We start from the raw sequence: 23,138 nt of genomic DNA on the forward strand, positions 1-23,138 counted from the left end.
GATTCTCGGCAATTCCGCTACATGGTCGAGACGACGCCGAATTTCGTCTGGTATGTCCTCGGGGAGGTCGTGGACCGGCTCAGGGCGACGAATTCTGCGCTGTAGACGGCCGTCGCCACCTTCCGCCTCGAATCCCGTTCGTCTCCATGACGGCATATGATCTCTGCGTGATCGAAAGCCGATCCGTGCAGAGCTTTATTGCAGTCTGACGGACACGCTCTCGCTCGCGCCGGTCCCATCGATCACCGAGATCCGCATGAAGCCCTTGCCCGGCGGCTGCCATTGCGTTTCCCGTCGGCGCTGCGGCTCCGTCACGGGCGTACCGTCGACCAGCCAGGTATAGGGCGGTGAGCCGCCGGCAGCCTTGAGGTTGAGCTGGCCCTTGCCGTCGAGCGTGGCAGCGGCGGCGAGATCGATGCGGGCGCCGTCCGGCGGGAAGGCGAGCTTGAGCGCCGGCGTCGTCATCGCCGTCACGGTCTTGGGCACATCCTGACGGAGATGACGCAGCGGCGGCGGGAGGTGGCCTGTGCTGGCGATGATCGCATCCGCCGGCTGCGGGAAGGGGCGCGGGTCGATGCCGAGCCGTGCGAAGGCGTCGAACAGGATCGGCGCGGCGACCGTGCGTCCGACGAGGCCGGGCACGGCACCATTGTCGGCGCGGCCCACCCAGACGCCGACCGTATGCCTGCGGTCGAAGCCGACAGCCCAGGCGTCGCGGTAGCCATAGGACGTGCCGGTCTTGTAGGCGATGCGGCCGGGCACGGCATTGAGCGGCGGCGGGGCGCCGAGGAGCGTGTCGGCGACATACCAGGCCGCGACGGGATCGACGAGGCGCGCGCCACCACGCAAGCCCTCATCCCGAGGAGCGCTCGCAGAGCGCGTCTCGAAGGATGTTCCAGTGCGCTCCGGAGTATCCTTCGGGACGCCGCTGCGCGGCTCCTCGGGATGAGTGTTGAGGGAGAAGGTGGACGAACCGCGGAAGCGCAGAGGGACCAGTTCGCCGCCGCGGGCCAGCCCGACATAGGCGCGGGTCAGATCCTGCAAGGTGATGCCGAGACCGCCGAGACCCACCGCAAGGCCGGGCGCGCCACTGTCCCTGGGCATGGCGATGGCGACACCGGCATCGCGCAGGCGCGAGAGGAAGCGCTGCGGGCCAAGCGCCGAAAGCAGTTCGACGGCCGGCACGTTGAGCGAGAGCTGCAACGCCTTCCGGGCGCTGACCATGCCCTGGAAGGTCATGTCGAAGTTCTCGGGGATGTAGATGCCGTAGCGGGCTGGCCGGTCCTCCAGCATCGTCTCGGGATGGGCGATGCCGTTGTCGAAGGCGAGCGCGTAGATGAAGGGTTTCAATGCCGAGCCTGGCGAGCGCAGCGCCCGCGTCAGGTCGAGCGCGCCGGCCCGCTCCGCTGCAAAGTAATCGACTCCGCCGACCGAGGCGCGGATCTCGCCGGTCTCGTTGTCGACGGCGAGGATCGCGATCGAGACCTGGGGGCCCAGGCCGAGGCTGCGCTCTCGGGCGAGACCCTCAAGGGCCGCCTGCAGGCGGGCATCGAGCGAGAGCTTCTGGACGCGCTCGGCCGGGACTTCCGCCACCGCCTGCTCGGCGACATGCGGGCTCAGATTGGGGAAGGGACGGCGCACCGTGGGGATCGGTTCGTTGCGGGCGGCCGAGACCTCCTCGCGCGTGGCCAGACCGGCCTGCTCGACACGTTCCAGAACGCGCTCGCGCGCCTTGCGGGCGGCTTCGACGAAGCGGTCAGGCCGGCGTGTCTCGGGCGATTGCGGGAGGGCGACCAGCAAGGCGGCTTCCGCGGTCGAGAGCCGCTTCGGCTCCTTGCCGAAATAGGCGAAGCTCGCGGCGCGCACGCCTTCGAGATTGCCGCCGAAGGGGGCGAGCGTCAGGTAGAGGTCGAGAATGCCGGCCTTGTCGAAGCGCCTTTCCAGCTCGACGGCGCGCACCACCTGCCGGAGCTTGGCCGAGAGCGTGCGCTCCTCGCGCGGCTCGAGCAGGCGCGCGACCTGCATGGTCAGGGTCGACCCGCCGGAGACGACGCGGCCGTTGATCAGCATCTGCCCGGCGGCGCGCAGCATGCCCAAGGGGTCGATGCCGCGATGGCCGTCGAAGCGCTTGTCTTCGAAGGCCTTGAGCATGGCGAGATAGCGCGGGTCGACATCCTCGCTGGTGACGGGGAGCTTCCAGCGCCCGTCGGCCGTCAGGAAGGGGCGCAGCAGCTTGCCTTCACGGTCGAGCACCACGGTCGAACGGTCGGCGGCGGCGGAGAGGTCGAGCGGGGGCAGGGCGCGGGCGTAGAGTGCGAGGGCGGCCGTAGCCGCGATTGCCGAGGCCGCCAGAACGCTGGCCGCGACCCTCAGCCTGCGAAAGCTCAGCCGCCACTTCGCTTCATCCCTCTCCCGCGAGGGGAGAGGGAGTTCCGCCGAGCTCGATCTTTCATCCTGCGCCATGACGACACCGCTACCGCGCCGAGGTGATCTCCACCGCGCCGAAGCCGGTGCGGCCGAAGCGATCCGGCCGGTACATGTCCTCGATCACGGCTGCAGGGGAGACGTAGCGGCCGGGCGAGACGGCCCGCGCGATATACGCGACGGTGTAGGCGAGCTTGTCGCTCTTTGCGCCCGAGCGCTCGAAGGCGGCGACGAAGCGGTCGTCGCGCGACTCGGTATGCACCGGCGAGACCTCCTGCTTCAGCCAGTCGAGCCCCGCGACCGAGGCGCCTTCCGTCAGGTTGGCGTTCTCGATCTCAAGCCCGGCCGGGATGGGATCGACCAGCAGCAGCCGGCCGTAGCGCGGCGTCGCTTCCGTCACGTTGAGCGCCACGACATAGCGCTCGTTCTGGCGCAGGCGGGCGGGATCGGCGCGCTCGCCCTTCATCGTGTAGATCACGCGCTCGAGCCCGAAGCCCTGGTTCAGCGCCGGCTCCGGCGCGGTCGGGATGCCCGCCACGGTGATCACCGCCTGCGCGCCGGCCGCGCCGGGATTGGCGATCGTCAGCGACTTCGCCTCCAGCGCCTCGGCCGAGAGCGTGCGGTAGAGCGCGCCCTTGCGGGCGGCGCCGTCGACCGTCAGCGTCATGCCCTCGGCGTCCTTGGCCATGGCCTGCGCCGCCAGCACCATCCACATCTGCTCCTGCGTCGAGGTGTAGCTGTAGCGGGCGCTGTTGCGGGTGGCGTCGAGGATCGAGACGGCGCGCGAGATATCGGCGCGCTCGCCATTGGCTTCCGCGATCAGCGCGAGCACGCCGGCCCCGTCGCGCAGGCGCGAGCCGTAATCGGGGCGCGACAGGCCGTCATCGCTCGCCTGCTGGAGGAGCCCCAGCGCGCTGCCGAAGGCGGCGCGGCCGCGGCCGCGGTCGCCCAGCGCCGAAAGCGCGGCGCCGATCTGGGCGCGGGCGAGCGGCGTCGCGAAATCGCCGAGCTTGTTGTCGGCGAGATAGCGCAGGTCGCCCATCACCGGCCGGCCGTTGCGGGCGAGCACATAGAGCGCATAGGCGATGCCCGCCGCCTCCTCCTTGTTGATCTCGCTGGTGTTGACGACCTGGTTGCGCAGGCGGTCGAGGGCGAGGTTGAAGGCGATCTGCGGCACAGCGAACTGTTTCTCGCGGGCCCGCGTCAGAAAGTCGGCGACGAAGGCGTCGAGCCAGAGATCGTCGCCGCCGACGCCCCAGAGTCCGAACGAGCCGTTGCCGCCCTGGCGGGCAAGCACGCGCTCGATCGCGTTGACGACGCGCTCGTCGGCCTTGTCGTCGAGCGCGAGCTGCTCCAGCGAGGCGAGCTGGTTGACCGCCAGCAGCGGCAGGGCGCGCGAGACCGTCTGCTCGGTGCAGCCATAGGGGTAGCGGTCGAGCGCCTTGAGCAGAGCGGGCACGTCGAGCGAGCCGAAGGGCGAGACGCTCACCGAGACCTGGCCGGAATTCGGCACGAGATCGGCCAGAAGGTCGGAGGAGACGGTGAGTGCTCCGCCATTGCCGGGGATGGCGCGGACGATGCGGCGCGCGATCGTCGCGGCCGAGGGCTGCACGCGAACCGCGAGGTTCTGCACCGTACCGATGCCGTTCGGGCCGGAGACACGGACGTCGAACTCGGCTCGGCCGAGACCGGCGGCGGTGACGGGGATCGTCATCTGCGTCTTGGCGCCGGCGCCGATCTGCATGGTGCGCCGGGTGGCATCGGCCGCGACGAGTACCGGGCCCTTCACGTCGAGATCGACGGTGTAGGAACCGGCCGGACCCTCGACATTGTCGACCTGGAGATGGAAGCGCGACTGGTCGCCGATGGCGAGGAAGCGCGGCAGGGTCGCCTGCGCGACGATCTGGTCGCGCACGATCACGTCGGCGCTGGCCTGGCCGGTGCGCCCGGCCGACCAGGCAACTCCCATGACGCGGACGGAGCCGTTGAAGGCCGGCATGTCGAAATCGATCTTCGCCGTGCCGTCCGGGCCGACCTTGACCACGCCGGAATAGCGGGCGAGCGGCTCCTGCGTCGGCTTCTCGCCGTCCATCTTGGGCGCGGCGTCGCCGCCGGTGCGGATCGCGCCGCGCGTGCCCTGCATGCCGTCGATCAGGTAGCCGTAGAGATCACGCAGGTCATGGCCGAGCTGGCGCTGGCCGAAGAAGAACTTGCTTGCGTCCGGGCTCTCGTAGCGGGTGAGGTTTAGGATGCCGATATCGACGGCCGCCAGCGTGACATAGGCCTCTTCGCCCGCCTTCATGCCGGTGACTTTGACCGGGAGCGAGAGCGTCGAGAGCGGGCGCACGAGCTGGGGCGCGCCGAGATCGAGCGCCAGCGTGCGCGTCTCCTTGCCGATCTGGAACCAGGAGAGGCCGATGGCGCGGCCGGGCAGACGCTTGGCGGCGGCGTCCATCGGGCGATGGGCGAGCACGACGAGATAGGCGCTTGCGCCCCATTCGGCCTTCACGGGAATGCTGGCCGAGGTGCCGCCCTCAGTGATGTCGATGGTGCGGATATCCGCGACTTTGTCGGTGACGACGGCGAGCGTCGCCTTGCCGGCGAAGCGCGGCGACAGGCGGACCTGCAGGCTCTCGCCATCGGCATAGGACGCCTTGTCGAGCGCGACGTCGAGCACATCCGGCGTATCGGCCGTCTTGTCGCTCTCATAGCCGACGCTGAAGGAGATCGAGGTCTCGGCGGCCTCGTTGCCGTCGGAGGTGACGTCGAGCCGGTAATTGCCCCATTCGACCGGCGCCGCGATCTTCGCGCCGGCGGCTTCCGTCACCGCGACCTCGCCATCGGCGACGCGGCGGGTGGTCTTGACGCCCTCATAGTTCCAGCGGCCGTCCTGGAAGAACCACTGGTAGTTGCGCCGGACCTTCGACAGCACCCATTTCACGCCGGGCCGGGCGAGGCGCTTGCCGTCGCCGGTCGCCATGATCACTTCGAAACTGGCGGTCTGGCCGTTGCCGAGGTCGCCGTCGCGGAAAAGCTTCTTCACGCCGATGGCGGCGCCCTTGGGCACGATCGGCAGGGTGACGGAGCGGGCGATGGCGCGGCCGCCGGGCTCGCCGACGCGCACGGTCATCTCGACTTCGAGCGGGCGATTGGTGTCGGGCTGCTGGACCGGGTTGGTGATCACCGCCTTGCCGGCGCCGTCGGTCGTGGTGCTCTCCTCGAACTCGCTCTGGACAGGCTCGAAAGCCTCGTCGGTCAGGCCGACCTGATAGTCCTTGAAGCCGGGAATGGCGCTGGCATCCGCGGCCCGGATCGTCATCGAGCCGGTGACGTCGAGCTCGGAGCCCGGCGCGCCGTAGAGATAGCGGGCGGCGACATCCAGCTCGGCCGGCTGGCCGGCCTGGAGCAGCGGCGCCTTTGGCGTCAGCGTCAGCTCCAGCCGCTCGGGCACGTAATCCTCGACGAGGAAGGAGGTCTCGCCGATCGCCTGGCCCTTCGGGTCGGAATAGGCGAGCACGCGCCAGGTGCCGGTCGCGGCGCCGGAGACGAGCTGGATCGAGTGGGCGCGGCCACCCGCGCCCTGGTCCTCGACCTGGCGGCGACGATATTCGACGCCATCGGGGCGCTTGACCACGATGGTCAGCGGCAGGCCCGTGACGGCTGCGCCCTTCGCGTCGCGCAGCAGAGACGTCAGATAGACCGTCTCGCCCGAGCGATAGACGCCGCGCTCGGTGTAGAGATAGGCGTCGAGCCCGGCGGGGGCGACGCGACCCTTCACGCCACGATCGGAAAGGTCGAAGGCAGTCTGCTTCAGATCGAGGAAGCCGTAATCCTCGGCCAGCGAGGCGGTGACGAGGCCGGGCGCATTGCCGCCCTGGCCCTTGCCCAGTCCGGCATCGAAGCGGGCATAGCCGTTGCCGTCGGTCTTCGCGGTGCCGAGTATCTCGTTGTTGCGGGCGATCAGGCGCAGTTCTGCATTGGCGACCGGCCTGGCATCGGCCAGCGAGCGGGCGAGCACATGCACGCCGTCCGGACCGGTGAAGGAGGTCAGGCCGAGATCGGAGACGACGAACCACTGCGTCGCCCGCGTCGAGCCGTCATCGTAGGAATCGCCGTCGTCGCTTGGGGGCGCAGTCGCCGGCCCGCCCGAGGGCCTGGCGAACATCACGTAGACGCCGGGCTTCAGGCTGCCGACCGCTTCCGTGACGGGGAAGGCGGTGATCACGTCCTGGTTGAGCTCGGACTTCACGTCCATCGTGCCGGTCCAGACGGTCTGGCCCTTGTCGCCGGAAATCTGCTTCGCTGACCAGGATCCGAGCTGGCCGAGGAAGTCGTCGGAATGGACGGAGTTGATCAGGTTGCGGTCGCCGATCCGCATCACTTCGAGATCGAGCTTGCCGGAATTGACCGAGACGACCGGGATGCCCTGCTGGCCGGTGCGCGGCAGGACGTAGTTCTTGCCGGTGAAGCGCACGGAGGGCGTGCGGTCGCGGACATAGATCTCGTAATCCGCGGATTTCAGCAGGGTTTCGTCGGGTATCGCGGATGGCACGCCCTGGCGGATGACGATGGCATAGCGCTCGCCATGCTTGAGCCCGTCGACGCAGATCTGGCGGTCCTCGGCGCTGACGGCGAAATCGCCCTTGCCGCCTGAAATCGCCACGTAAGGAGCGAAATCGACGCGGCCGCGGGCCAGCGCTTCCGAGAACTCGAAGCAGGCGCGCGGGCTTGCGGCGTCGGAATCGGTCTTGTTGGAGATCAGGCGGAAGCCGCGCTTCTCGCGCAGGCTCTCATAGGCGCTCTGCAGGGAGGCGTTGGCGGCGAGATCGAGGCTCAGGCGATAGGTCGTCAGGGCCGGGCGCCATTGCTCGTTCTTCTCGAAGGTCTGGGCGAGCACGCCGAGCGAGGCAGCCTCGTCGTTGCGGGTCGTGGCGCGGCTATAGGCGAGATAGGCGGCACTGATCGCGCGCTCGCGCAGTTCCCAGCGCTCGCGATAGTCGCGCGGCTCGACGGCGTTGGCGGCGCGCGCCATCAGGCGCCAGCCGGCGGAATTGCCGGAATCGGCGACGATGGCGGCATTCGCCTGGGGCAGGGCGGCGCGGGCATCGCCGCGCGCCAGCGCGATCTCGCCGGTGCGGATGGCGTCGGCTGCCGGGCGGTTCCCGGCGGAAACCTCGCGCTTCAGCCGCTCCTCGAGCCGCTGCCCGTCGGCGAGCAGGTCGTTGCGGACATAGGCCTTCTGGGCGAAGGCGGGCGCGACCGAGAAGGTGAGGCAGAGAGCGAGCGCGAGACGGGCAAGCAGGGTCATCGTCGTTCCTCTTCGTCGGCCGGGCCGCCAGGATCGGCGGCAAAGGCTTCAGGCCGATGACGGCATGGGACGGGGTCGGCAGGCTAGCATCGCCCCGCGCGCGTTCAAGTCATGCGAATGCAGGTCGTCCCCGTCGTCCGATCGGGCTCGAATCGGCCGGCTACTCGCGTGTCATCCCGGTGTGCGAATGACGTTGGAGCCGGGCCCCGGCCGAGAAGCCTCCGGATGAGGCTCCGGTATGGACCCGGCACGGGCCTTGGGGAGCTGTCCGGGATGGCACGCGCCTTTTGCCCGCGATCTCACGGTTGCGGCGCGGCGCGTTCTGACGCTCAATGCGGCCGCTTCGCCCGCCTCCGAGGACGAGACCCATGCCGCGCGCCGACCTCCACCAACCGCGAATCAAGCAGGCCCGTGTCGCCGCCCTGGTGCTGGCGCTGCTGACGGCGCCGCTGGCAGGCGCGCTGGCACAGGCGCCGGCGGGGCCTGGCCCGCAGATGGCGGCGGCGCAGGCCAGCTTCGAGGCCCTGCCGGACGCAGAGCGCAAGGCGATCCAGAGCGACCTGATCTGGGCGGGGCAGTTCAACGGCGCGGTCTCGGGCTCCTATGGCCCGCTGACATTCCGGGCGATCAACGGCTTCAAGGGCGCGCGCGGGCCCGCCGACGGGTTGCTTCCGCCGCCGGAACGGGCCGCGCTGGCAAGGGCTGCACAGGCGGCGCGCGACGCGGCCGGGTTCAGGCTGCTGGCCGACGAGAAGACCGGCGTGCAGATCGGCATCCCCACGAAGTTGCTGCCGCGGCGCGACGCGACGCCCTCCGGCGGCAGCCGCTGGCAGAGCGCGGACGAGAAGGTCACGCTCGACACCTCCGCCTCGCCGCCGGGTGGCGAGGATCTCGCCGCGATCTTCGAGAAGGCAACCGCTGTCAACCCGAACAGCCCGCGCAAGATCACCTACAAGCTGCTCCGGCCGGATTTCTTCGTGGTCACCGGCGAGACGCCGACGGGGCGCTTCTATCGCCGGCTCGCCGCCGGGCCGCAGGGGCTGCGCGGTTTCTCGATCGGCTACGACAAGGCGCTGGCCCCGACGGTCGACAAGCTGGTCATCGCGATCGCCGCGAGCTTCGAGCCTTTCCCGGCCGGGCCGGTCCCCGCCGCGCCCGCGGCCGTCGCCGGCAATGCCAACCCGCCATCCGGGCTGTCGCCGCTGACGCAACCGGCGGCACGCAGCAACGAGCGCTACGGCGTCGCGCTCGCGCTGACCGAGCGCGCCGCACTGAGCGCTGCGCCCGTCGTCGAGGCGTGCCGCAGCCTGCGCGTCGGCAATCGCACCGCCAGATTGCGCCTGAAGGACGATGCCAGCGGGCTCGTGCTGCTCGATCTCGAGGGCACGGGGGCGGTGAAGCCGCCGGGGCTCCGCCCGGAAGCACCCGGCGCCGCGGAGGCGCTGGTGCTCGTCGCCTATGGCAACGATGCCGGCAAGCGGGCGGCCGTGGCGCTGCCCGGGCAGGGCACACAGGTCGGCGGAAAGCCGGCGCTGCAGGCGCCGCTCCAGCCCGGGCAGGCCGGAACGCCCGCCTTCGACCGGCAGGGGCGGCTGGCCGGCATCGTCACCGACAATCCTTCCGACAAGGTTCTGATCGCCGGTGTCGCGCCGCAGCGCAATTATGCCTTCGCGGACGGCGCTGCCATCCAGGCGCTATTGGGCAAGGCGGGGACCGCGCTGCCCGCAGCAGCAGCCGGTCCGGAGCTCAGCACCGGCGCGGTGGTCGAGCGCGTGTCCGGCGCCGTGCTGCCCGTCACTTGCGGCCTGTAACATCGGTCAAAATGAGTGGTTGTCACCTGCCGCGCGATCGGCTCAGATGACCCGTCAAATCAAGGGAGCCCCGTCGCAGACGAGGAGCGCCCGGACACTAAATCGATTTAGCGGAGGAGACTGGGGAATGGACGATTTCATCGACAGGCGAAGTGTGCTCAAGGGCGCGGCCGCGGCCGGCGCGGCGAGCCTGATTGCGGCGCCCGCCATCGCGCAGGCGAACTACCCCTCGCGGCCGATCACCATGATCTGCCCCTGGGGTGCGGGCGGCGGCACGGACGCCACGGCGCGCATCGTCGCGCAGCTTCTGGAAAAGGATCTCGGCCAGCCGGTCAACGTCGTCAACCGCACCGGCGGTTCCGGCGTGGTCGGGCACTCGGCGATCGCGACCGCGGCGCCGGACGGCTACAACATCGGCATGCTGACGGTCGAGATCGCCATGATGCACCATCAGGGCCTGACCGATCTCAAATCCACGAGCTACACCTCGCTGGGGCTGATGAACGAGGACCCGCCGGGCGTGCAGGTCTCGGCGTCCGGCCCCTACAAGGACATCAAGGCGCTGGCCGATGCGATCAAGGCCGCGCCTCCCGGCAAGCTCAAGGCCTCCGGCACCGGCCAGGGCGGCATCTGGCATCTCGCCTTGATCGGCTGGCTCGTCGCCATGGGGCTGAAGCCCGACCACGTCGCCTGGGTGCCGTCGAACGGCGCGGCGCCTGCGATGCAGGATCTCGCCGCCGGCGGTCTCGACATCGTCACCTGCTCGGTGCCCGAGGGCCGGGCGATGATCGACGCCGGCAAGGCGAAGTCGCTGGCGATCATGGCGAGCGCCCGCAACCCGCAGTTCAAGGACGTGCCGACGTTGAACGAGACGCTCGGCATCAACTACTCGATCGGCGCCTGGCGCGGCATCGGCGCGCCGAAGGGCCTGCCGCCCGAGATCGCGGCCAAGCTGACGGCGGCGTTGAAGAAGGCCTTCGATTCGAAGGACTATCAGGACTTCATGAACGCCCGCGGCTTCGGCATGAAGTTCGCCGACGGACCGGGCTTCGCCTCCTTCATGGCCGCCAGCGACACCTCCATGGCCGCCGCCATGAAGGCGGCAGGGCTCGCAAAGGGCTAACTGGCCGGGAACGCTGAGCGCCGGGAGCACAAGCTCCCGGCGTTTTCGTCTCATCATCTTCGATCACCCGAGGAGGTTGCCCCTTGCAACTATCCGACCGCATTACCGGCTCCGCCATCGCCGCGCTGGGCGCCGTCGCGTTCGTCTATGGCTCGAAGCTGCCGCCCGTCCCGGGCCAGCAGGTCGGCCCGTCCGCCTTTCCGATGGTCGTCGGCGCGGGGCTCGCCCTCTGCGGCGGGCTGATCGTCTTCGGGGTCGGTCGCCATTTCGAGGAGGTCGCCGAGGCCGATGTCATCAGCCACGCGACGCCGGAAGAGCTCGCGCCGCTGCCGGCCTGGCGCAACTGGCTGGCCTTGCTGCCCCCGGCGCTGCTCGCCTTCTACGCCCTGGCCTCGGAGACGCTCGGCTTCCTGCCGACCGCGGCAGTCATGGTGCTGGTCGCCAGCCTCGCCTTCGGCGCGAGGCCGAAACTCGCGGTGCCGCTCGCGATCATCGCGCCCTTCGCGATCAACCTGATCTTCCTGAAGCTGCTGCGCGTGCCGCTGCCCGGCGGCATCCTGCCCTTCCCCTGGTGAGCGAGGCCTGACGATGGATACCGTCATCAAGGCCTTCGGGCTTGTCTTCCAGGTCGACGTGATGATCGCGGTCGTCGCCTCGGCCTTCTACGGGCTGACCGTCGGCGCGCTGCCCGGCCTTTCCGCCACCATGGCGACGGCGCTGCTCGTGCCGGTCACCTTCTACCTCTCGCCGATCGCGGCGATCGCGACGATCATCACGGCGTCGGCCATGGCGATCTTCTCCGGCGACATTCCGGGCTGCCTCTTGCGCATCCCCGGGACCCCGGCCTCCGCCGCCTATACCGACGAGGCCTATGCGATGACGCGCAAGGGCCAGGCGGAGACCGCGCTCGGCATCTGTCTCTGGTTCTCGGCGCTCGGCGGCATCGCCGGCACGCTCTCGCTGATGCTGATCGCGCCGCTGCTGGCCGAGATGGCGCTGTCCTTCTCGACCTACGAGAACTTCTGGCTCGCCATGCTCGGCCTGATGTGCTCGACGCTGGTGGCGCGGTCGTCGCCGATCAAGGCGATCGCGGCGATGCTGCTCGGCCTGCTGATCACCTGCATCGGCATCGACAATCCCGGCGGGGTGCCTCGCTTCACCTTCGGGTCCACCGACCTGCTGGGCGGCATCGAGCCGATCCCCGCGCTGGTCGGCGTCTTCGCCCTGGCCGAGGTGATGCGGGCGCTGACAGAGCGCGAGCCGCCGAAGATCGAGAACCGGCGCCTTGGCTCGATCCTCAAAGGCCAGTGGAAGCTGACGAAGGAATATCCCAAGCAGCAGACGCGCGGAAACATCGTCGGGATCATCATCGGCGTGCTTCCCGGCGCCGGCGCCGACATGGCGGCCTGGGTCAGCTACGCGATGTCCAAGCGCTTCTCGAAGACGCCCGAGAAGTTCGGCACCGGCCACCCGGAAGGGCTGATCGAGGCCGGCGCCTCCAACAACGCCTCGCTGGCCTCGGGCTGGGTGCCGGCGCTGCTCTTCGGCATCCCCGGCGACACGATCACTGCCATTGCCATCGGCGTGCTCTACATGAAGGGGCTGAACCCCGGGCCGACGCTGTTCACCAGCCAGGCCGAGAGCATGTACGCGCTCTACATCATCTTCATCCTCGGCAACATCATCATGATCCCCTTCGGCATCATCATGATCCGGCTGGCGAGCAAGGTCGTGGGAGCGCCGCGCTCGGCGGTGATGCCGGTGATCATGATCTTCTGCGCGGTCGGCGCCTTCGCCACGGCGGGCAACAACCTGTTCGCGGTCTGGTGCGTCGCCTTCTTCGGCCTGTTCGGCTTCGTGATGGAGAAGAACGGCTATCCGGTCGCGGCGATGGTGCTCGGCATCGTCATGGGGACCATGGTGGAGCAGAGCTTCGTGACCTCGCTGATCAAGTCGGACGGCTCGGTGCTGCCCTTTTTCGACCGGCCGGTCTCGTCGGTGCTGGCGGCGATGACCTTCGCCGCGCTGCTCTGGCCGGTGTTCTCCTGGACGCGCGACTGGCTGCGCGGCCGGAGCCGGACGGTGGCGGCCTGATTACATGAGCGGCGTCATTCTCGGGCGGCCGCGGCTTGCCCGAGGATGACGAGCGAGGCGGCCTACTTCTTCAAGAACGCCATGAAGGCCGCCATCGCCTCGGGCGACTTCAGGCGCTCGGCGAAATGCCGGGCCTCGGTGCCGATCGTCTCGGCCACGGCCGTGGCCGCTCCGCGCTTCAGCAGCATCTTGGTCAGAGCCAGCGATTCCGGAGGCAGCGCCGCCAGCGTCTTGGCCCTGGCGAGGCCGGCTTCGAGGGCCGTGCCCGGCTCGACCACGGCGTTGACGAGGCCGGCCTCGGCCGCCGCCTCGGGGCCGAAGGGCTCGCCCAGCATCAGGAGCTCGGCCGCCTTCTTGGAACCGGCGACGAGCGGCAGCAGGTAGCTGGACCCGCCCTCGGGACAGAGGCCCAGCGTGACGAAGGGCAGGCGGAAGGTGGCGGAGCGGGCGGTGAAGGCGAGGTCGCAATGCAGCAGCATCGTCGTGCCGATGCCGACGGCGAAGCCCTCGACCGCCGCGACGATCGGCTTCTTCGCCGTCGAGATCACCTCGAGGAAGTCGATGGCGATCCGGGCGCCTTCGCCCGTGGCAGCCGCCATGGCGAAATCCTTGATGTCGTTGCCGCTGGTGAACGAGCCGCCGGCCCCGGTCAGCAGGATGGCGCGGATCGTGGCGTCGGCCTCGGCGGCGGTGATGGCGGCGATCAGCCCTGCATAGCTCGCGCGGTCGAGCGCGTTCTTGCGGTCGGGCCGGTTCATGGTGATCTGCACGACGCCCGCCGCGACGATTTCGCTCAGCACTTCGCTCATCGGTCCGCTCCTGATTGTCCCGCCGGGATGGCACGGGCCTTCGCACAGGGTCAAGCAAGCCGGGATGCGCCTTTCGTCGCCGCCATGCGCTTGACATCGGGCGGGGCCGGTTCGACCTAGGTCCGATGGACGCCTTCGCTGCCTTGTCCGGCGAGTCGGCGCGCGTGGGACCGGGATTGCGGAGAGCGTCGATGACGAAGGTTCAGCTTGAGGTGCGCGGCCGGGTTGCTGTCGCCACCATCGACAATCCACCGGTCAACGCGCTTGGCGCAGCCGTGCGGGAGGGGCTGGCGGCGGCGATCGCGAGGGCGAATGCCGATGCTTCCGTCGTTGCGATCGTGATCGCCTCCGCCGGCAAGGCCTTCATCGCCGGGGCCGATATCAGCGAGTTCGGCAAGCCGCCGGCGGCGCCGAGCCTGCCGGATGTGCTCGATGCGATCGAGCGTTCGGGCAAGCCTGTCGTGGCCGCGATCCAGGGCGTGGCGCTCGGCGGCGGCCTCGAGGTCGCGCTCGCCTGCCATGGCCGGGTCGCCCTTCCTGCCGCGAAGCTCGGCCTGCCCGAGATCAGGCTCGGGCTCATTCCCGGGGCCGGCGGCACGCAGCGCCTGCCGCGCCTGATCGGGGCCGCAAAAGCCTTCCCGATGATGCTCTCCGGCGAGCCGATCCCGGCGGGGCAGGGGCTCGAATACGGGCTGCTGGACGAGGTCGTCTCCAGCGATCTCGTCGCCGCCGCGATCAGGCTGGCCGAAGGCCTGGCGGCAGAGGGCCGCCGGCCCGTGACCAGCGCCGAGGATGACAGGCTGACGGCCGCGGACCGGGAGGCCTTCGAGACCCTGGCCAGGGATGCGCAGAAGAAGGCCGACGGCATGCCGAACGTGCCGGCCCTGGTCGAGGCGGTGCGCAGCGCCTTCACCCTGCCTTTCGCCGAGGGGCTGGGCGTCGAGCGCAGGCTCTTCCTGTCGCTGATCGGCGACGAGCGCTCGCAGGCGCTGCGCCATGTCTTCTTCGCCGAGCGCGAGGTCGCGAAGGTGCCGGGCATCGGGCCGGAGGTGAAGCCGCGCGAGATCGCCAGCGCCGCGGTGATCGGCGCCGGCACGATGGGCGGCGGCATCGCGATGTGCTTCGCCAATGCCGGCATCCCGGTGACGCTGATCGAGACGGCGCAGGCCGCGCTCGACAACGGCATCAACCGCATCGCCGCGATCTACGACATCTCGGTCTCGCGAGGGTCGCTGGCGCCGGAGGCGAAGGCGCGGCGGATGGCGCTGATCAGGCCGGCGGTCGGCCTTGCGGCCGCGGCGGGCGCCGACATCGTCGTCGAGGCGGCCTTCGAGGAAATGGGCGTCAAGCAGCAGATCTTCGGCGAGCTCGACAAGGTGGCGAAGCCCGGCGCCATCCTCGCCAGCAACACCTCCTATCTCGACGTGCCGACCATCGCGGCGGCGACGATGCGCCCGCAGGACGTGCTCGGCATGCATTTCTTCAGCCCGGCCAACGTCATGAAGCTGCTGGAGGTCGTCAGGCCGAAGGGCGTGGCGGAGGATGCGGTCGCGACCGCGGTCGCGCTCGGTCGCCGGCTCGGCAAGGTGCCGGTCGTGGTCGGCAACGGCTTCGGCTTCGTCGGCAACCGCATGCTGGAGCAGCGCACGCGGGCCGCCGAGCGCCTGCTGGTCGCGGGCGCGCTGCCGCACGAGGTCGATGCCGCGCTGGTCGGCTTCGGCTTCAAGATGGGCCCCTTCGCGATGGCCGATCTCGCCGGCAACGACATCGGCTGGCGCTCGCGCAAGGCGCGCGGCCTGAAGGCGGCCGTGGCGGACGCGATCTGCGAGGCCGGCTGGTTCGGCCAGAAGACCGGCCGCGGCTACTATCTCTACCCGCAGGGCGCGCGCGCCGGGCAGCGCTGCCCCGAGGTCGAGGCGCTGATCGCCCGCATCTCGGCCGAGCAGGGCGTGACGCGGCGCTCCTTCACGCAGGAGGAGATCCTGGCGCGTCTGCTCGATCCGATGGTCAACGAGGGCGCGCGCATCCTGGAGGAGGGCATCGCGGCGCGGCCGGGCGACATCGATATCGTCTGGATCAACGGCTACAACTGGCCGGCCTGGCGCGGCGGGCCGATGTTCTGGGCCGACAGCGTCGGCCTCGACGTCATCGTCGAGCGTCTGGAGGCGCAGGCGGCCGAGATCGGCGACAAGGCGCTGCAGCCCGCCCCCCTGCTCAAGCGCCTCGCCGCCGAACGCAAGGGATTCGCCAGCCTGAAGGGCTGATCGCGCCGTCATTGCGATGTGCGCAAAGCGCTCTATCCTCGCCTGATCCGGGAAACCCGCCGAAGGAGAGGTGTTTGGCTTCGGGTCTGTTCGCGCTGCTCGACGACGTCGCCGGCATCGCCAAGGTCGCGGCGGCATCGGTCGACGATGTCGTGGCGCAGGCCGGCAAGGCCGGCGTCAAGGCGGCCGGCGTCGTGATCGACGATGCCGCGGTGACGCCGCGCTACGCCGTCGGCTTCGCCGCCTCGCGCGAACTGCCGATCATCTGGCGGATCGCGCTGGGTTCGTTGCGCAACAAGCTCTTGTTCCTGTTGCCGGGTGCGCTGATCCTCGCGCTGGTCGCGCCCCGGGCGATCACGCCGCTCTTGATGGCCGGCGGCGCCTATCTCTGCTTCGAGGGCGCCGAGAAGGTGCTGGAACTGGTGTTGCCGCATGGCGCCCATGGCGAGGGCAAGGCGGGAGAGGGGGCAGGAGACCCGGCCGCGCTGGAACGGCAGAAGATCGCCGGCGCGATCAAGACCGACTTCATCCTCTCGGCCGAGATCATGGCGATCACGCTCGCCGGCGTCTCCGACCAGTCCTTCTGGATGAAGGCGGCTGTGCTGGCCATCGTCGGCATCGGCATCACCGTCGCTGTCTATGGCGTCGTCGCCCTGATCGTGAAGGCGGACGATGTCGGCGTCGCGCTCGCCGCCAACCAGCGACCCGCGGCCAGCCTGTTCGGCCTGCGCCGGCCGGAGCCGGGGGAGGCGGGTGGGCTCGACCGTGCGCTGCGCGGACTGACGCAGCCGCTGGGGCGCGGCCTCGTGCGCGGCATGCCGACCTTCCTCGGCCTGCTCGGTGCCATCGGCACGGCGGCGATGCTCTGGGTCGGCGGCGGCATCATCATCCACGGGCTGGAAGGCTATGGCGTCGCCGGGTTGGGCCATGGGGTCCACGACCTCGCCGTCGCGGCCGGCCGGGCTCTCCCGCCGGCGGTCGCCGGTATCGGCGAATGGCTGGTCGGCGCGGCGCTGGCGGCCGGCTTCGGGCTCGTCGCCGGTGGCGCCGCCATCGCCGCGATGCACTGGCTGGTCGAGCCGGTGGTGAAGTTGTTCAGGAAGGACGCTGCTGCACAGCCGGCCGGCGAGAAACCCGGCGCGTGACGGCGGAGCTCAAACCAGCCAGGTTGTGAAGCTCTCGACCGGTTCGCGCTCGGGTACGAGGCGATTGGCCGGTGAGTCCGGGTCGGCCTTGCCGATGGCGATGCCGCAGACCACGACCTCGTCCGCGGGAATGGCGAGCTCGCGCCGCACGATCGGGTGGAACTGCGCGAAGATCGCCTGCGGGCAGGAATCGAGGCCGTGGCCCTGCGCGGCGATCAGCAGGTTCTGGATGAACATGCCGAGATCGAGCCAGGAGCCGATCTCGAGATCGCGGTCGATGGTGAGCATCAGGGCCACCGGAGCATCGAAGAAGCGCAGGTTTGCGGCGGTCTGCCGCTTCATGCCGGCGATGTCGCCCTTCGTCACGCCGAGCAGCCCATAGAGATCCCAGCCGACCTTGCGGCGGCGCGAGAGATAGGGCTCGCGGAAGCGCTCCGGATAGTAGCGATACTCCTCGACGCCCGGCCGCTCGCCGGCTTCGAGGGCCGAAAGCAGCGCGGCTTCCAGCCGTGCGCGCGTCTGCGGACCGATCACCCTGAGCTTCCACGGCTGCATGTTGGTGCCGGATGGCGCCTGTGCGGCGAGATCGATCAGGCGGCGGACGAGGGCGGGCTCGACCGGGTCGGGCAGGAAGGCGCGGACGGCGCGGCGTACGCGGATCGCGCGCTCGACGGCTTCGGCAGGCGTCATCTCGTCAACCATGCTTCGCATCTCCGCGCTCCATGCCTCCCTGCGTTCTGACAGGGCTACCGGCCCGGCACCATACGCCGATCGTCGTTCGCTCAGGCCGGAAGGATGCGCCCGCGATTGAGGATGTTGGCGGGATCGAGCGTCCGCTTCAGCGTCGTCATCAGCGCGAGCTCGGCGTCCGAGCGGCTCATGCCGAGATAGGGGCGCTTGAGGATGCCGACGCCATGCTCTGCCGAGATGCTGCCCTGCATCTCCCGGACCAGCTCGTAGACGATGTCGGCGAAGCCGGAGAGCTCCATCGCCGCGTCATGAACCGACAGATGCAGGTTGCTGTCGGCAAGATGGCCGAAGACGATCGGGAACGCCGCTCTGCTGCGCGCCTCGACCCGCTGACGCAGCAGGGTCACGGCCGTTTCCATGGCGCCGAGCGGAATGCTGACGTCGAAATGGATGCCGGGCGGCAGGTCGCGGTAGAACTCGTAGTTGGCCTCGCGATAGGCCCAGAAACGCTGCCGGTCGCGGCTCGACTGCGCGATCAGCGCGTCGTCGAGCAGGCCTTCCTCCGCAAGCTCGGCCAGCGCCTCCGCGAAGGCGTCTTCACTCGCGGCGGCGGTGCCCATCGCCGCCTCGATGACGAGCGTGAGCTCGGGCTGGGTGGCGAAGGGAGAGGGCAGGCCGCCCTGCCCGGTCGCCGCCTTCATGTATTCCGGCCACATCGCCTCGAAGGCGAGCAGGTTGCCGCCGAGGCGGGCCTCGAGGCGATTGAGCGTTGCGAGCGCCTTGTCGACGCTGCCTGCGGCGCAGAGCGCGGTCTGCACGCCCGTCACCGCCGGCTGCAGGGCGAGCAGCACGCGGGTGACGACGCCGAGCGTCCCCTCGCTGCCGATGAAGAGCTGAGTCCAGTCATAGCCGGCATTGTTCTTCACCACCTTCTTGAGGTGGCTGACGACGCGGCCATCGGCCATCACCGCCTCGAGGCCGAGGACGTTGCGGCGGGTCATGCCGTAGCGCAGCACCTGCACGCCGCCGGCATTGGTCGCGACATTGCCGCCGATGGTGCAGCTTCCGCGCGCGCCGAGATCGACGCCGTAGAGGAAGCCCGCCTCCGCCGCCTTCTCCTGCACGACCATGAGCGGCGTGCCGGCGAGCACGGTCATCGTGCGCGTCACCGGGTCGATCTCCTCGACGCCGCTCATTCTTTCCAGCGAGAGCGCGACCTCGCCCGCCAGCGGCGCGGCGCCGCCGGCCAGGCCCGTCATGCCGCCCTGGACGACGACGGGAAGCGAGAAGCGCGAGCAGATCGCCAGCACCGCGGCGACCTCCTCGGTGTTCCGCGGCAGGACGAGCAGCGCCGGAAGGCCTTCCTCGGCCTTCGAGGCATCCTTGCGGTTGCGCGCGGGGATCGCCTCCCCGCTGCGCAGGCCACCGGGGCCGACCACCTCCGTCAGCGCGGTCAGCGCATCGCTCGGAATGGTCATGGCAGGCTCCTTCGGTCGCGCTGGGGCTGGTGTTCTGGCGATGCCGTCAGCCGGCCTTGCGCGCGTCCAGGAAGGCGGCGTGCTCCCGGACCAGGTCCCCCGCCAGCGCCTTGGCGATCAGGGCGCGGGTGTTGGGCAGGCCGTAGATCGCCGCAAAGGAGCCGAAGCGAGGCCCCTGATCCTCGCCGAAGAACACCTGGTAGATCGCCTTCCACCAGTCGCCGGAGACGCCGGGACGCTCCGGCGTCGCGTTCTTGGCGGCGAGGTTCTGGTAGCGCGGGATGGCGCGGGCGACGTCGAGGGCGGCGTCCTGCACCATCTCGGCGGTTGCATCCGCCGGCAGGGCGGCGATCGCCGCGTCGAGCTTGGCGAAGGCGTCGCGCTCGACCTCGTCGGCCGGGCGGTAGCTCTTCGCCGGTTTCACGAAGTCCCGGAAATAGGCGATCGCGTAGCCGACCAGCGCGTCGAGGCGCGGGTGGGTCTCAGGCGAGATCGCCGGGGCGTAGCGCTGCAGGAAGCCCCAGAGCACGGCCTTGTCCTCGGAGTTCGCGACGGCGACGAGGTTCATCAGCAGGCCGAAGGTGATCTGCGTCCTGACCGCGTTGTCGCCCTCGCCGGAGGCGATCACTTCCGGTGCCGGCGGATTGCCGTCGTGGAGGTGCCAGACCGGGTTGCCGAGGCGGTTCTTCCAGTCCTGCTTCTCATAGCCGTTGAGGAACTGGAGATACTCGTCGATCGCACGCGGGATCACGTCGAAATGCAGTTTCTTGGCTTCGCGCGGGCGCTGGAACATGTAGAGCGCCAGGCTCTCCGGCGGGCCGTAGGTCAGCCATTCCTCGATGGTCAGGCCGTTGCCCTTCGACTTCGAGATCTTCTGGCCGAGATCGTCGAGGAAGAGCTCGTAGTTGAAGCCTTCCGGCGGCGTGCCGTCGAGCGCGCGGGCGATCTGCGAGGAGACCTTGACCGAGTCGATCAGGTCCTTGCCGGCCATCTCGTAGTCGACGCCCAGCGCGACCCAGCGCATCGCCCAATCGGGCTTCCACTGCAGCTTGACGTTGCCGCCGGTCACCGGGGTGACGAAGCGCTCGCCCGTCGCCGGGTCGGCCCAGGCGATGGTGCCGGCCTCGACATCGACCTCGTCGATCGGCACCTGCATGACGACGCGCGTCTTCGGATGGATCGGCAGGAAGGGCGAATAGGTGGCCGCCCGCTCCTCGCGCAGCGTCGGCAGCATGATCTTCATCACCGCATCGTAGCGGGCGAGCATCTTCAGCAACGTCGCGTCGAATTCGCCGGCGCGATACGAGTCGGTCGAGGACTTGAACTCGTAGTCGAAGCCGAAACTGTCGAGGAAGGCGCAGAGCCGCGCATTGTTGTGGCGGCCGAACGAGTCGTGCGTGCCGAAGGGGTCCGGAACCTCGGTCAGCGGCTTGCCGAGATTGGCTGTGAGCAGTTCCTTGTTGGGCACGTTGTCCGGCACCTTGCGCAGGCCGTCCATGTCGTCCGAGAAGGCGATCAGCCGCGTCGGGATGGTGTTGCCGGTGAGCACGCGGAAGGCGTGCCGGACCATGGAGGTGCGCGCGACCTCGCCGAACGTCCCGATATGCGGCAGGCCCGAAGGGCCGTAGCCGGTCTCGAAGATCACCGATTTCTTGCCGGATTTCTCGATGCGGGCCACGAGCTTGCGCGCCTCCTCGAACGGCCAGGCGGCCGAACGCTGGGCGGCGTCAACGAGGGCTGCGTCGAAGGCGGGCATGAGCGGCGGTGTCCTCTCCTGAACGGGAAAGCCATATCGCAAAAGCGAAGGAGGGGCTTTCGCAGATTGCGAAGGGCGCCGTCAATGCGCGAACACGGTTGAGATGCGGCAAACGGGGGTGGGGCCCTCGCCGAAGCAGCTTGCCGGCTTGCCATGGCGGTATAGGGTCGCCACTGCCTTTTTTCTCCTTAGACCATGCCTTGAAAGGATGCCGCCTTGGACCGCGACCTGCTCGACAAGCTGACCGCTTGGCGACGACATCTCCACGCGCACCCGGAACTCGGCCGCGAGGAAAAGATGACCAGCGCCTTCGTGCAGGAAAAGCTGACCGAACTCGGCGTGCCCTTCGTCGCCAATGTCGGCGGCTACGGCGTGGTCGCGACATTGAGCAAGGGCTCGTCCGAGCGCACGGTCGGTCTGCGCGCCGACATGGATGCGCTGCCGATCCAGGAGGTCAACGACCTCCCCTACAAGTCCAAGACACCGAATGTGATGCATGCCTGCGGCCATGACGGGCACACCACCTCGCTGCTCGGCGCGGCGGCGCTGCTCAAGGCCGATGACGGCTGGAGCGGCACGGTGCAGTTCGTCTTCCAGCCGGCGGAAGAGGGTACGGGCGGCGCGCTCGCGATGCTCGCCGACGGCGTGCTGGAGCGCTTCCCTATGGAGCGCGTCTTCGCGCTGCATAACTGGCCGGGGCTTGCAGCCGGCACCGTCGCCGTCCATCGCGGGCCGGTGATGTCCGAGCCCGGCCGCTTCAAGATCACGCTGACGGGCAAGGCCGGCCACGCGGCACTGCCCGAGCAGACCCATGACCCGATCGTGGCGATGGGCCACCTCATCGTCGCGCTGCAGACGATCGTCTCGCGCAACGTCGATCCAATGGAATCGGCGGTGGTCTCGATCGGCCAGGTCCATGGCGGGCTCGCCTCCAACCAGATCCCGACCAACGTCTTCATCGAGGGCACTTTCCGTACGTTCGTCCCGGCGGTGCGCGACCGTTTGCTCGCGCGACTCAAGGGCATCGCCGAGAACATCGCCGCGACCTTCGAGATGACGGCCGAGGTCGAGTTCACCTATGGCAGCGCCACGATCAACACGCCTGCGGAAGAAGACATGGCCGCTGCCGCCGGCGAGGCGGCAGGGCTGCCCGTCCGGCGCGACATGAAGGCCAGCACCACCGGCGAGGATTTCGCCTATTTCCTGGAGAAGCGCCCCGGCTGCTATATCTGGATGGGCAACGGACCCTCGGTGAATGGCGGCGACCTGCACAACGATCGCTACAACTTCAACGACGAGATCCTGCCTGCGGCTTCCGGCTGGCTCGCCGCGGTAGCGAAGCAGGCGCTGGCCAGCAACGCGCCCTGACGCTCAGTACGGGCTGACCGGGAAGAAGCGCAGATAGAGGCGGGCATAGGTCCCGTCGTCCCACAGGCCCTGCAGCGCGTAGTCGATCGCGCGCTTCAGGGCCGGATCGTCCTTGCGCAGCAGGAAGGCGACACCTTCGCCGAAATAGCGGCTCTCGAGATAGGGGCCGCCCGAGAAGGCGAATTCACCGCCGCTTCCAGCGAGCGTCAGCGAGAGCGCGACGCCGTCGGCGAAGACATACTCGGCCTCGCCACTGCGCAGCGCCGCTATGGCGGCGCCGAGATCGCTGCTTTCGCGCCGCTGGACGAAGGGCATGAGCCTTTCGAGAAAAGCCTGATGGGCGGTGCTGGCGACCACTGCGACCCGGCGGCCCTGCAGAGCGGCGCTGTCGAGCGCCGGGCGGGCGTTGCCGCGCGTCGTGGCGAAACGGGCCGGAGCGCGGAAATAGAGATGGCTCGCGGCGAAGCGCTGGCGAAGCCCCGGCGTCAGGTTCATCGCTGCGGCGAGCACGTCGCCGCGGCCCTCGGCCAGCGAATCCGGCAGCGTGTCGAAGCGGCGGGGCTGAACGGTGCAGGTCCAGGCCAGCTTCTCGCAGACGGCGCGGGCGAGCTCGACCGAGAAGCCGGTCAGCGCCCCGTCAGGCCCGGTGAAATGGAAGGGCGGGTAATCGTCGTCGGTGAGAAAGCGCACGACGCGCGGTGGGCCGGGCTCCGGCCGGTCGAGCCGGATGCGCGGGTCCCAGAGATTGGGAACGGCGATGCGCGGCGGCTCCTGCGCCAGCGCCGTGGCGGCGGTGAGGAGCGAGATCGCAAGGGTGAGCGCACGAAGCATCGCGCCTATGTGGCGTGGGATGGAGGCGTGGATCAAG

At 69.5% G+C, this 23,138-nt stretch carries 14 protein-coding genes; 7 read left to right on the top strand and 7 right to left on the bottom strand.

Going from position 1 to position 23,138, the window contains the following annotated elements; genetic code table 11:
- Positions 1-195: 195 nt before the first annotated feature.
- Positions 196-2,463 carry a penicillin-binding protein 1C gene (gene pbpC, locus ACIPIA_RS00005; RefSeq protein WP_400505426.1) on the bottom strand — a complete coding sequence of 756 codons (2,268 nt, stop codon included), beginning with the start codon at positions 2,461-2,463 and terminating at the stop codon, positions 196-198.
- A gap of 10 nt (positions 2,464-2,473) precedes the next feature.
- On the bottom strand, positions 2,474-7,732 hold the full coding sequence (locus ACIPIA_RS00010; RefSeq protein ID WP_400505428.1) for an alpha-2-macroglobulin family protein: 5,259 nt from the start codon (positions 7,730-7,732) through the stop codon (positions 2,474-2,476).
- Between the two features lie 368 nt (positions 7,733-8,100).
- Between ACIPIA_RS00010 and ACIPIA_RS00015 the strand changes: the two genes are divergently transcribed.
- From ACIPIA_RS00015 to ACIPIA_RS00030, 4 genes are all read left to right on the top strand, one after another.
- Entirely contained in the window at positions 8,101-9,543 is a 1,443-nt protein-coding gene (locus ACIPIA_RS00015; RefSeq protein ID WP_400505430.1) for a serine protease, read from the top strand.
- 127 nt (positions 9,544-9,670) lie between these two features.
- A complete protein-coding gene (locus ACIPIA_RS00020; protein ID WP_400505432.1) occupies positions 9,671-10,666 on the top strand; it encodes a tripartite tricarboxylate transporter substrate binding protein in 996 nt (331 codons plus the stop codon).
- Between the two features lie 83 nt (positions 10,667-10,749).
- Positions 10,750-11,241, top strand: a complete 492-nt coding sequence (locus tag ACIPIA_RS00025) for a tripartite tricarboxylate transporter TctB family protein (RefSeq protein WP_400505434.1) — start codon at positions 10,750-10,752, stop codon at positions 11,239-11,241.
- Between the two features lie 13 nt (positions 11,242-11,254).
- Positions 11,255-12,760, top strand: coding sequence for a tripartite tricarboxylate transporter permease (locus ACIPIA_RS00030; protein ID WP_400505436.1), 1,506 nt, complete (start codon positions 11,255-11,257; stop codon positions 12,758-12,760).
- Between the two features lie 62 nt (positions 12,761-12,822).
- Here the strand turns inward: ACIPIA_RS00030 and ACIPIA_RS00035 are convergent, their stop codons facing one another.
- A complete protein-coding gene (locus tag ACIPIA_RS00035) occupies positions 12,823-13,569 on the bottom strand; it encodes an enoyl-CoA hydratase-related protein (protein WP_400505438.1) in 747 nt (248 codons plus the stop codon).
- Positions 13,570-13,760: 191 nt separating this feature from the next.
- Here ACIPIA_RS00035 and ACIPIA_RS00040 point away from each other — a divergent pair, with 191 nt between their 5' ends.
- Both ACIPIA_RS00040 and ACIPIA_RS00045 read left to right on the top strand, forming a co-directional pair.
- Positions 13,761-15,833, top strand: coding sequence for a 3-hydroxyacyl-CoA dehydrogenase NAD-binding domain-containing protein (locus ACIPIA_RS00040; protein WP_400505439.1), 2,073 nt, complete (start codon positions 13,761-13,763; stop codon positions 15,831-15,833).
- Positions 15,834-15,907: 74 nt separating this feature from the next.
- Entirely contained in the window at positions 15,908-16,978 is a 1,071-nt protein-coding gene (locus ACIPIA_RS00045; RefSeq protein WP_400505441.1) for a DUF808 domain-containing protein, read from the top strand.
- A 9-nt stretch (positions 16,979-16,987) separates the two neighbouring features.
- Here ACIPIA_RS00045 and ACIPIA_RS00050 read toward each other — a convergent pair whose 3' ends face one another.
- The 3 genes from ACIPIA_RS00050 to ACIPIA_RS00060 all read right to left on the bottom strand — a co-directional run bounded on the left by ACIPIA_RS00050 (position 16,988) and on the right by ACIPIA_RS00060 (position 20,902).
- The gene (locus ACIPIA_RS00050) at positions 16,988-17,680 is read right to left on the bottom strand and encodes a nitroreductase (RefSeq protein ID WP_400505443.1); all 693 of its coding nucleotides are present in this window, start codon (positions 17,678-17,680) and stop codon (positions 16,988-16,990) included.
- A gap of 80 nt (positions 17,681-17,760) precedes the next feature.
- Entirely contained in the window at positions 17,761-19,146 is a 1,386-nt protein-coding gene (locus ACIPIA_RS00055) for an FAD-binding oxidoreductase (RefSeq protein ID WP_400505445.1), read from the bottom strand.
- A 46-nt stretch (positions 19,147-19,192) separates the two neighbouring features.
- Positions 19,193-20,902 (bottom strand): lysine--tRNA ligase, encoded by a 1,710-nt coding sequence (locus tag ACIPIA_RS00060; RefSeq protein WP_400505447.1) that lies wholly within the window; start codon positions 20,900-20,902, stop codon positions 19,193-19,195.
- 216 nt (positions 20,903-21,118) lie between these two features.
- Between ACIPIA_RS00060 and ACIPIA_RS00065 the strand changes: the two genes are divergently transcribed.
- A complete protein-coding gene (locus ACIPIA_RS00065) occupies positions 21,119-22,270 on the top strand; it encodes an amidohydrolase (RefSeq protein WP_400505449.1) in 1,152 nt (383 codons plus the stop codon).
- 3 nt (positions 22,271-22,273) lie between these two features.
- Here the strand turns inward: ACIPIA_RS00065 and ACIPIA_RS00070 are convergent, their stop codons facing one another.
- On the bottom strand, positions 22,274-23,101 hold the full coding sequence (locus tag ACIPIA_RS00070) for a transporter substrate-binding domain-containing protein (protein ID WP_400505450.1): 828 nt from the start codon (positions 23,099-23,101) through the stop codon (positions 22,274-22,276).
- Between the last annotated feature and the right edge of the window lie 37 nt (positions 23,102-23,138).

It is taken from the genome of Allobosea sp. CER48 (assembly GCF_044752385.1).
GTDB lineage: Bacteria > Pseudomonadota > Alphaproteobacteria > Rhizobiales > Beijerinckiaceae > Allobosea.

What these genes read in the sequence shown, in the direction of transcription:
- ACIPIA_RS00015 (WP_400505430.1), top strand. Translation starts at nt 8,101, where the DNA reads ATGCCGCGCGCCGACCTCCACCAACCGCGAATCAAGCAGGCCCGTGTC.
- ACIPIA_RS00020 (WP_400505432.1), top strand. Translation starts at nt 9,671, where the DNA reads ATGGACGATTTCATCGACAGGCGAAGTGTGCTCAAGGGCGCGGCCGCG.
- ACIPIA_RS00040 (WP_400505439.1), top strand. Translation starts at nt 13,761, where the DNA reads ATGACGAAGGTTCAGCTTGAGGTGCGCGGCCGGGTTGCTGTCGCCACC.
- ACIPIA_RS00030 (WP_400505436.1), top strand. Translation starts at nt 11,255, where the DNA reads ATGGATACCGTCATCAAGGCCTTCGGGCTTGTCTTCCAGGTCGACGTG.
- ACIPIA_RS00055 (WP_400505445.1), bottom strand. Translation starts at nt 19,146, where the DNA reads ATGACCATTCCGAGCGATGCGCTGACCGCGCTGACGGAGGTGGTCGGC.
- ACIPIA_RS00070 (WP_400505450.1), bottom strand. Translation starts at nt 23,101, where the DNA reads ATGCTTCGTGCGCTCACCCTTGCGATCTCGCTCCTCACCGCCGCCACG.
- pbpC (WP_400505426.1), bottom strand. Translation starts at nt 2,463, where the DNA reads ATGGCGCAGGATGAAAGATCGAGCTCGGCGGAACTCCCTCTCCCCTCG.
- ACIPIA_RS00060 (WP_400505447.1), bottom strand. Translation starts at nt 20,902, where the DNA reads ATGCCCGCCTTCGACGCAGCCCTCGTTGACGCCGCCCAGCGTTCGGCC.
- ACIPIA_RS00050 (WP_400505443.1), bottom strand. Translation starts at nt 17,680, where the DNA reads ATGGTTGACGAGATGACGCCTGCCGAAGCCGTCGAGCGCGCGATCCGC.
- ACIPIA_RS00010 (WP_400505428.1), bottom strand. Translation starts at nt 7,732, where the DNA reads ATGACCCTGCTTGCCCGTCTCGCGCTCGCTCTCTGCCTCACCTTCTCG.
- ACIPIA_RS00035 (WP_400505438.1), bottom strand. Translation starts at nt 13,569, where the DNA reads ATGAGCGAAGTGCTGAGCGAAATCGTCGCGGCGGGCGTCGTGCAGATC.